General features: G+C 62.6%; 2 protein-coding genes. One reads left to right on the forward strand and one right to left on the reverse strand.

Annotated features, from left to right (window positions below; translation table 11 throughout):
- Positions 1-77: 77 nt before the first annotated feature.
- The gene (locus tag ACIPUD_RS39735) at positions 78-1,235 is read left to right on the forward strand and encodes an IS110 family transposase (protein ID WP_446482986.1); all 1,158 of its coding nucleotides are present in this window, start codon (positions 78-80) and stop codon (positions 1,233-1,235) included.
- Positions 1,236-1,529: 294 nt separating this feature from the next.
- Here ACIPUD_RS39735 and ACIPUD_RS39740 read toward each other — a convergent pair.
- Positions 1,530-1,719: hypothetical protein (locus ACIPUD_RS39740; protein ID WP_446482987.1), on the reverse strand; the 190-nt coding region annotated here is incomplete at its 5' end.

The following is a 1,719-nucleotide window of genomic DNA, read 5'->3' on the forward strand; positions in this document are numbered from 1 at the left end:
GGAGATGCTATGGGGCGGGCGGCGACGGTGGAGGAATATGGCATCATCGGCGCTGATGTGAACCGATGGAGCACCCCATGCAGAAGTTGAACGACCTGAGCCGGTCCCTCAGCCCCCTCGAACCGGACGGCACGTTGATTGCGGTGATCGAGATCAGCCTGTCGAGCTGGCTCGTTGGAGGCATCGTACCTGGCGTCGAGCGCCAGCCGTTAAAGAAGCTCGACGTCGACGAGAACGCCTTGCTGAAGCTCCTCAATCGCTGGCGAGAAGAGGCGAAGAAGGCAGGACACCGGATCGAACGCATCGCGGTCGCTTTCGAGGCCGGCCGAGACGGTTTTTGGCTGGCACGCTGGCTCAGGGCGCGCGAGATCGAGGCCCATGTCATTCACGCCTCGAGCGTAGCGGTATCGCGCGAGCATCGGCGTGCCAAGACCGATCGTCTCGACACAGAGCTGCTCAAACGCAGCTTTCTCGGCTGGTTGCGGGGCGAGCGTGATCACTGCAAGATGGTCGCGATCCCGACAATCAAGGACGAAGATGCCAAGCGGCCCAACCGCGAGCACGAGAGCCTCGTCGGAGAGCAAAGTCGGATCGTCAACCGAATGAAAGCAGCGTTGATCCGGCTAGGCATCCGCGGCTTCAATCCGAAGCTGAAGAAGGCTGCCGAACGCCTTGACGGTTTGCGCACCCCCGAGGGCGAACCGATCCCGCCCAACACCCTGGCTGAGCTGCGTCGCGACATGGCGCGCCGGCGGCTCGTCAGTGATCAGATACGGCAGATCGGGGACGCTCGCCTGGAGCGTCTCAAGCAGACCGACAGTGATGGACCACACGCAATGGTGCGCCTATTGGCGCGGGTGATCGGGGTTGGTGTCGAGACGGCCGACATGCTGGTGCAGGAGGTACTGTCGCGAAGCATGCGCGATCGAAGGGCGATAGCGCGTTATGCCGGCCTCACTGGTTCGCCCGACGAGAGTGGCAGAAAACGCCGGGAGAAAGGGCTGACCCGTTCCGGCAACGCTCGGGTGAGACGAGGCATGATCGAATTGGCGTGGCGATTTCTCATGTTCCAGAAGGACAGCGCCTTGGCGCAGTGGTTTCGAACCCGTACCGAGAACGCCCGCGGTACTCGCAAGACCATGATCGTGGCCTTGGCGCGCAAGCTACTGATCGCCCTGTGGCGTCTCGTGCGGGAGGGCGTAGTCCCGGACGGCGTTGTTCTGCGGCCGGCATAATGAACGGAGGTCACTGAACGACACCCAACAGTTTCGGCCCGGTCCGTCCGCTGATGACAGGTCGCCGATGACGGTTCGAGGTGGCGGAGTCCCGACGTGTTTCCTTGGCTTTCAATGCCGAAAGGGAGAATGGGTCCGCCGCTTCGGAGTCTCGCTGCCGATGCTTATGACTGCATCATGGTTCGGGTCCTTGGACCCACCGGATACAAGGTTGTGGCGCGATCGCGCCCGCAAGCGAGCTCCCCTCTGACCTTCATCCCGATCGCACCAAGCGTGCCGTCGCGCTCGGCGCTGTCAAGGTGTGGCCTGGCAACGGCGGTGCATGCCTAAGGTTAGCGCGACGGCCAACCTTGACAGCGCCTGCGCGCGTCGACGTTGAGCGAGGCGGGTCGGGACGAAGAAACGGGCTTTCAAATCGAACAAAGAAACCGACGAAGGAGAAAAGATGCGCCGCCCGCCCTGACGAAACTCCTTGAAAAGCCCC

The sequence above is a fragment of the Bradyrhizobium sp. CAR08 genome, assembly GCF_052871955.1.

Bases quoted from the DNA above. Each gene is read 5' to 3' on its own strand.
- ACIPUD_RS39735 (WP_446482986.1), top strand. From the start codon at position 78: ATGCAGAAGTTGAACGACCTGAGCCGGTCCCTCAGCCCCCTCGAACCG.